We start from the raw sequence: 7,610 nt of genomic DNA, 5'->3' as shown, positions 1-7,610 counted from the left end.
CAACGAGCGTGGCCCTCGCCCCGAGGCGCAGCTTCGGCGACCGTCCCCGCCGCGAAGAAGGCGCGCGGGTCGTTCGGACCGCCCGCGTTTCAACAACGACGAGCGCGGTCCGCGCCGTGAAGGTGGCGGTTTTGGCGGCGGTGACCGCCCCCGCTTCAACGACCGCAACGAGCGTGGCCCCCGTCCCGAGCGCAGCTTCGGTGACCGTCCGCGTCGTGAGGACGGTGGCGCCGCTCGTTCGGATCGCCCCAGCTTCAACCAGGACCGTGGTCCCCGTCCCGAGCGCAGCTTTGGCGACCGCAAGCCTGGCTTTGGCAAGGGCCCGCGCAAGGACGGCGGCGACCGTGGTGGCCGCGAGTCGCAGGGCGATCGCTCCTTCCAGCCCCGCGAGGGCGAAGAGCGCCGTTCGCTGGGCGGCATCCGCACCTACCGCGCGCCTGCATCCCTGAAGGGCAAGGCCGCCCCGGTCAAGGTGATCCGCCGTGAAGAGGACGACCAGTAAGATCGGCTGAAAACATAGCGCTTGGCGCTGGTGTTTCAAGCCATTCAAAGCCAAAAGACTTTGAAATCAAGAAAGGGAGCGCGCAAGCAGCTCCCTTTTTTATTGTTTGGACGCTGCCGGCTGCCAGAGCACCTGGGGTGTGATGGCTTCCACGCTGGCACAGCCCAGCTGGGCCATGGCCAGTTCCAGTTCGGCCCGCAGCAGGTGCAGCAGGTGGGCCACGCCCAGCATGCCGGCCGTGGCCAGGGCGTGCAGCTGGGGCCTGCCGATCAGCACGGCGTGCGCACCCAGGGCCAGGGCCTTGACCACGTCCGTGCCGTGGCGCACGCCGCTGTCCAGCAGCAGCGGCACCGTGGGGCCGACGGCCTGGGCGATGGCGGGCAGCACCTCCAGCGGCTGACCACGCCGTCCAGCACGCGGCCGCCGTGGTTGGAGACGATGAGCGCATCGGCCCCCAGGGCGACGGCCTGCTGCGCCTGCGCCGCGGACAGGATGCCCTTGACCACCAGGGGCAGGCGGGTCTGGTCGCGCAGCCAGCGCAGGTCGTCCCAGGTGGGGGCCTGCAGGGCCAACGGTGTGCCGAACAGGATGGGGCCTTGCAGCGCGCTGGTGTGCTGCGTGGCCGGCATGCCGCGCAGGTTGGCGGCCTCCACCCCGGGTGGCAGGGGGAAGCCCGAGCGCTTGATGCTGGCGTCCACCGTCCAGACCAGGGCGGTGTAGCCGGCGGCTTCGGCGCGGCGCACCAGTTGCAGGCTGTGCTGGCGGTCGGGCTGCAGGTAGAGCTGGAACCAGCGCGGTGCGCCCTGGCCCAGCTCCTGCGTGGCCTGGTCTGCGGTGGCGGCAATGGCTTCCAGCGTGTGGCTGGACAGGGTGCTGACCACCATGCCGGTCTGCAGCGCCATGGCGGCCTGGATGGTGGCCAGCTCGCCCGCCGGGTGCACCAGCTGCTGGTAGGCCACGGGCGCCAGCAGCAGCGGGCAGTGCAGCGGCTGGCCCAGCAGCGTGCAGCGGGTGTGGGCCGCGCCCAGTTGTGCCAGCGGCTGGGGCAGCAGGCGCCACTGGTCGAAGGCGGTGCGGTTGTGCGCCAGGGTCAGGCCCTGGTCCGTGCCCCCCTGGATGTGCTGCCAGGCCTGGGCCTCCACATGGTGGATGGCATGCCGCTCGTAATCGGCGGCATGGGCGATGTCCGGCGGGATCTGTGCGTGGGCGGGGCGCACGGTGGCGCCCAGGGCGTTGAGGGCGGCCATGGGCGTCAGGCCTCGGACCACATGCGCAACAGGTTGTGGTAGGTGCCGGACAGCGCGGACAGCTTGGCGTGGTCCGGGTGGTCCACGGTCAGCTGCTGGATGGACTGGTCCAAGTCGAACAGCAGGCAGCGCTGTTCGTCGGACTTGACCAGGCTTTGCGTCCAGAAGAACGAGGCATAGCGCGTGCCCCGGGTGACGGGGTTGACGCGGTGCAGGCTGGTGCCGGGGTAGACGATGGCATCGCCCGCCGCCAGCTTGACGCTCTGGTGGCCGTAGGTGTCCTCGACGATCAGCTCGCCGCCCTCGTACTCCTCGGGGTCGCTGAAGAACACGGTGGTGGACACGTCGGTGCGCACCTTGATGGCGGTGCCGGGGATGACGAACAGGGCGTTGTCGATGTGGTTGCCGTAGGTGCCGCCGCCCTCATAGCGGTTGAAGCGCGGGGGCAGCACGCGCAGCGGCAGCGCGGCCGACAGGAACAGGGGGTTGCGGCCCAGGCGATCCAGGATCAGGTGGCCCAGCCGGGCGGCGATGGGGCTGTCGATGGGCAGTTGCAGATTGCTCTTGACCTTGACGGCCAGGCTGCCCGCCGTGGTGCGGCCATCCTGCCAGGTGGCCTGTTCCAGGGCCTGGCGGCAGTCGCGGACTTCGTCCGGAGTCAGCAGGGAAGGGATGCGCAGCATCATGGGGTCAGCAGCCTTTCAAAAATCCGCCCTCGGCGCGGTGGCGGAGGGGGCAGTATCTATGGCAAAGCCCCGCAGCAGCAGGTGCTGGCGGGGCTGGAAAGCAAGGCCGCCTGCGCCAGGTGCAACCCGGGTGCAGGCGGTGTCGTGCCGGCTTAGTACGTGAACTTCAGGGTGGCGACCGCAGAGCGGCCAGCACCGATGTTGGCGTAGTGCGGCGAACGCACGCCGGTGTAGTACACCTTGTCGGTCAGGTTGTAGACGTTCAGCTGCAGCGCCAGGTTGGGGTTGAACTGGTAGCTGGCCATGGCGTCGTAGCGGCTGTAGCCGGCCACGCCCTTGGTCACGATGCCGCCATCGACGCTGGAGCGCACATAGCCCTGGGCGACATCGCTTTGGGCATACAGACCCAGGCCCAGCGTCAGCTTGGCCATGGGCTTGTAGCTGGCCCACAGGCTGAAGCTGTGCTTGGGCGTGTTGGGGAAGGCTTGGCCGTTGGCTGCAGAAGGCACGCAAACAGCGGGTGTTCCGGAGCAGGTTTGACCGGCATTTTTTTGCTCGCTGTCCATGTAGGTGTAGCCACCAAATACGGAGAGACCTGGGAGCACGTTGCCGGTGAATCCCAATTCCAGCCCATTGACAACCTTGTCACCCGCCATCTCCGCCACATTGAATTCGTTGGTCACACGGGTGTTGGTGACCTCGTTGCGAAAGATCGCGGCGGAAACTCCCAGTTTCTTGTCCAGTAGATCCCACTTGGTGCCCAGCTCAATGGAGCGGGTCTTCTCGGGCTTCAGATCGGCCAGGGCATCGGTGGTGGTGCTCAGGTCTTCATTGCCGTTGCCCAGGGTGGAGCCGCCGGGACGTGATGAGGTGCCGATGCTGGCGTAGATGCTGCCGTTGGCCGCAGGCTTGTAGACCAGGCCCAACTGGTAGTTGAACAGGGTGTCCGAGCGCTTGAGGTCGTACGCTGGGTAAAGCAATGTGGCGCCACGCCGGCTTTCAGGGCCGGAGGTGCTCAGGCGGTAGTGGTCCACGCGCAGGCCGGCATTCAGCAACCACTGGTCGTTGAACTTCAGGGTGTCGAAGCCGTACAGTGCCATCGTGTCGATCTGGTTGACCGTGGGCTGCGTGGGCAGTGTCCAGGCAAAGTTCCAGGCCGCGTTGGCACCGCTGGGGTTGCTCAAGGTGGTGCACCAGGGATCGCTGACCGCGGTACAGGAGCTGCTGGAGCTTTGGATGGCGGCAGAGCGCACTTCCGCCTTCTCCTTGGACAACTCCAGACCGAAGGCATAGCTGTGGCCGATCGAGCCAGTCTGTTCCTTCCCGGTGAACTCGGTCACGTTTTGCAGCGTGGTGGTCTCTGAAACGCGGGCATTGCCCCGGCGCCAGACGTAGCCGTTGATGGCATTGCCCTTGCTGTCATCAGGTTGGGTCCAGACGTAGTCCTGCTTGGATTTGCTATAGCGCAGGCTGTTGCGCAGCTTGTTGGCGTCGGTGAACTTGTGCTCGACCGAGGCGGTGAACAGGTCGCTCTTTTCCTTTTCGTAGTCACGGTTGGTCAGGCCGTACCAGTTTTCGCGGCTGTTGCCGTAGGTGGGGCGCACGGTGCTGCCGCCGGGCAGTGTCGCTGCGGCCGTGTTGCTGACCAGGTAGGGCACACCGCCGTCAGGCACATTGTCGGTCTGCAGGTGCTGCCACGACAGGGTCACTTCCGTGGGCGTGCCCATGCCGAAGGTCACGGTCGGTGCAATGCCCCAGCGCTGGTTCTCGGGGCCATTGCGGCCGGGCACGTCGGCGTCGTGCGCCATGGCGTTCAGGCGGAAGCCGATGGTCTCGCCCAGCTTGCGGTTCAGGTCCAGCGTGGCGCGCTTGTAGTGGTCGGTGCCCAGGCCCACGTCGCCGCTGATGAAGTTGTCGGCCTTGGCCTTCTTGGTCGTCAGGTTGATGGAGCCGCCCGCGCCGCCACGGCCGGCGTAGGCCGAGTCGGCGCCCTTGATGACTTCCAACGATTCCAGGTTGAACACCTCGCGGGTGCCCGCAGCGATGTCGCGCAAACCATCGACAAAGGTGCTGGAGGTGGCATCGGCGCCGCGGAGAAAGGGTTGGTCGCCGTTCGGGCTGCCGCCTTCGCCATTGCCGAAGGTGATGCCGGGGGTGGCCTTCAGTGCTTCCTGCAGGTTGGTGGCGCCGGTCTGCTTGATCAATTCTTCATGGATCACTTGCACCGTCTTGGGGGTATCGAGCAGCGGGGCCGTGAACTTGGCCGAAGGGGCGGTGTCAACCTTCAGGGACGGCGCTGCACTTTCCTGCACCGTGACGGTGGACAGGGTGGCGTCTTGGGCCAAAGCGGACGCACCGACGACGCACAAACCCGTGGCCAAGGCCAGCTGGGTGAGTTCGCAGTGCAGTCCGGCCTTGTTGTATGGTTTTGTGGCGTTGGACATGGGAATTTCGCGATGAAAAAAGCCCCTGGGCAGGGGGTGGCTCGAATTCTAAGCGTGATTGATAACAATTCTTTTTTACTTTCTTGTTGATCTGGGTCAGCGTTGCCTAGGGGCAACAGCTGCGGGCGCTATGGGGGACTTGAATTGCCACCAAGTGCCTGCATATGGGGTGCGAGCCGGGTTTCCGGCGTGGTGTGACGGATCGAAACAGAAGACGCAACTCGATAGAAAAACATGAGCAAGCAAACCCATTCCTTCCAGGCCGAAGTCGCGCAACTGCTGCACTTGGTGACGCATTCGCTGTACTCCAACCCCGAGATTTTTATGCGCGAGCTGGTGTCCAACGCTTCGGACGCCTGCGACAAGCTGCGTTTCCAGGCGCTGAACGACGCCAGCCTGTATGGCGACCAGCCGAACCTGGAAGTGCGCATCGCCTTTGACGAGCAGGCCAAGACCATCACCATCACCGACACCGGCATTGGCATGAGCCAGGCCGAGGCCATCGAGCACCTGGGCACGATTGCCAAGAGCGGTACCAAGGCCTTCGTCGAGCAGCTGTCGGGCGACCAGAAGCAGGATTCGCAGCTGATCGGCCAGTTCGGCGTGGGCTTTTACTCCGGCTTCATCGTGGCCGACAAGATCAGTGTGGAATCGCGCCGTGCCGGTCTGCCCGCCAGCGAGGCCGTGCGCTGGACCAGCGGCGGCACGGGCGACTTCGAGGTGGAGACCATCACCCGCGAGGCGCGCGGCACCAGCGTGATCCTGCACCTGCGCGACGATGCCCGCGAATTCCTGAATGGCTGGAAGCTCAAGCAGCTGATCACCAAGTACTCCGACCACATCAGCCTGCCCATCCTGATGGAAAAGGAAGAGTGGAAGGACGGCGAGAACGATCAGCCCGGCGCCATGGTCAAGACCGGCGAGTGGGAAACCGTGAACAAGGCCAGTGCCCTGTGGACCCGTGCCAAGAAGGACGTGACCGAAGAGCAGTACCAGGAGTTCTACAAGGCCATCAGCAACGACTACGCCGATCCGCTGACCTGGAGCCACAACCGCGTCGAGGGCAACACCGAGTACACGCAGCTGCTGTACATCCCCGGCAAGGCACCGTTCGACCTGTACCACCGTGAGAAGAAGGCGGGCGTGAAACTGTACGTCAAGCGCGTCTTCATCATGGACGACGCCGAAGCGCTGCTGCCCGGCTACCTGCGCTTTGTGAAGGGGGTGATCGACTCGGCCGACCTGCCGCTGAACGTCAGCCGCGAGCTGCTGCAGGAAAGCCGCGACGTGAAGCTGATCCGCGACGGCTCGGTCAAGCGCGTGCTGGGCATGCTGGAAGACCTGGCCAAGCACGACAAGCATGAAGTGTCGACCGAGGCCGATGGCGTGACCGATGTGGTCAGCGAAGAGGACAAGGCCAAGGAAGGCAAGTACAGCCAGTTCTACGCCGAGTTTGGCGCGGTGCTCAAGGAAGGTCTGGGTGAGGACTTCGCCAACAAGGAGCGCATTGCCAAGCTGCTGCGCTTTGCCTCGACCACCTCGGACGGGGTGACGGTCTCGCTGGCCGACTACAAGGCGCGCATGAAGGACGGCCAGGAAGCCATCTACTACATCACCGCCGAAACGCTGGCCGCTGCGAAGAACAGCCCGCAGCTGGAAGTCTTCAAGAAAAAGGGCATTGAAGTCCTGCTGATGACCGACCGTGTGGACGAGTGGGCGCTGAACTACCTGACGCACTTTGACGGCACCCCGCTGCAGTCCGTGGCCAAGGGCGCCGTGGACCTGGGCAAGCTGCAGGACGAGGCCGAGAAAAAGGCCGCCGAGGAAGCCGCCGAAGCCTTCAAGCCGGTACTGGCCAAGCTCAAAGAAGCGCTGAAAGACAAGGCCGAGGACGTGCGTGTGACCACGCGCCTGGTGGACTCGCCGGCCTGCCTGGTGGTGACCGATGACGGCATGAGCCAGCAGCTGGCGCGCATGCTCAAGCAGGCCGGACAGGCCGTACCTACCAGCAAGCCCGTGCTGGAAGTGAACCCCGAGCATGCCCTGGTCAAGAAGCTGGACGGCAGCGTGCATTTCCACGATCTGGCGCACATCCTGTTCGACCAGGCCCTGCTGGCCGAAGGCGGTATCCCCGAGGATCCGGCCGCCTACGTCAAGCGCGTGAACGCCCTGCTGGTGTAAGCCGCCAGCCGCGCGTTCCCACCACGTCCGCTCCAGCAGCCCCGGCTGCTGGAGCTTTTTTATGCTTGAAAAGCAGTTTGGTCCTTATCCAGTAAGCGCAGGGTGCTATGTAATTTGCCAATCACCGTGGTGTGGCGGGGTTGGTGGCTGGCGCCGGCAACGCCGCCAATCCTGGAACATCGGCCCTGGAACACCGGCGTTTGGCAGGGTTTCGTGGGCCGCGCACAATCGGGGCATGCATACACACACCGTTTCTTTGCGCCGACTGGGCCTGCTGGGCCTGCTGGCCCTGACCGCCTGTTCCCCTTACGTGGGGGTGGGCGTGCCTGTGGGGCCGTTCAACGTGGGGGTCGGTGTGGGCTCGGGCGGTGTGTCGGCCGGGGTCGGCACGGGCGTCGGGCCCGTGGGGGTGGGCGTCGGTGTGGGCTCCAGCGGTCAGGTGTCCGGGCATGCGGGCGTGGGCACGTCGGCGCCGGTCGGCGGCGGTGCGCACGTGGGCGCCGGGTCGGGGACGTCCACCGTGTTGCACGCCCCCGGGGCTGAGAGTGCC

4 protein-coding genes and 2 pseudogenes are annotated in these 7,610 nt (G+C 65.5%); 3 read left to right on the top strand and 3 right to left on the bottom strand.

Annotation, left to right across the window (positions count from 1 at the left end):
* Positions 1 to 502 (top strand): annotated as a pseudogene (locus SJH88_RS17885) (hypothetical protein); the annotation flags it as partial.
* 99 nt (positions 503 to 601) lie between these two features.
* On the opposite strand, the pseudogene SJH88_RS17880 reads toward SJH88_RS17885, so the two are convergent.
* From SJH88_RS17880 to SJH88_RS17870, 3 genes and pseudogenes are all read right to left on the bottom strand, one after another.
* Positions 602 to 1,749 (bottom strand): annotated as a pseudogene (locus SJH88_RS17880) (alpha-hydroxy acid oxidase).
* Positions 1,750 to 1,754: 5 nt separating this feature from the next.
* Positions 1,755 to 2,435, bottom strand: coding sequence for a Fe2+-dependent dioxygenase (locus SJH88_RS17875; RefSeq protein WP_274755258.1), 681 nt, complete (start codon positions 2,433 to 2,435; stop codon positions 1,755 to 1,757).
* 152 nt (positions 2,436 to 2,587) lie between these two features.
* The gene (locus tag SJH88_RS17870; RefSeq protein ID WP_274755257.1) at positions 2,588 to 4,879 is read right to left on the bottom strand and encodes a TonB-dependent receptor; all 2,292 of its coding nucleotides are present in this window, start codon (positions 4,877 to 4,879) and stop codon (positions 2,588 to 2,590) included.
* Between the two features lie 234 nt (positions 4,880 to 5,113).
* Here SJH88_RS17870 and htpG point away from each other — a divergent pair, with 234 nt between their 5' ends.
* Both htpG and SJH88_RS17860 read left to right on the top strand, forming a co-directional pair.
* The gene (htpG, locus tag SJH88_RS17865) at positions 5,114 to 7,060 is read left to right on the top strand and encodes a molecular chaperone HtpG (protein WP_274755256.1); all 1,947 of its coding nucleotides are present in this window, start codon (positions 5,114 to 5,116) and stop codon (positions 7,058 to 7,060) included.
* Positions 7,061 to 7,295: 235 nt separating this feature from the next.
* Positions 7,296 to 7,610, top strand: a 315-nt coding sequence (locus SJH88_RS17860; protein ID WP_274755255.1) for a hypothetical protein, incomplete at its 3' end; no start/stop codon positions are given.

Origin of the sequence: Comamonas sp. GCA5 (genome assembly GCF_036541385.1) — a bacterium.
GTDB classification, from domain to species: Bacteria; Pseudomonadota; Gammaproteobacteria; order Burkholderiales; family Burkholderiaceae_C; genus Comamonas; species Comamonas aquatica.
The sequence above is the reverse complement of the archived record's forward strand: the minus strand, read 5'-3'. Positions and strand labels throughout refer to the sequence as shown.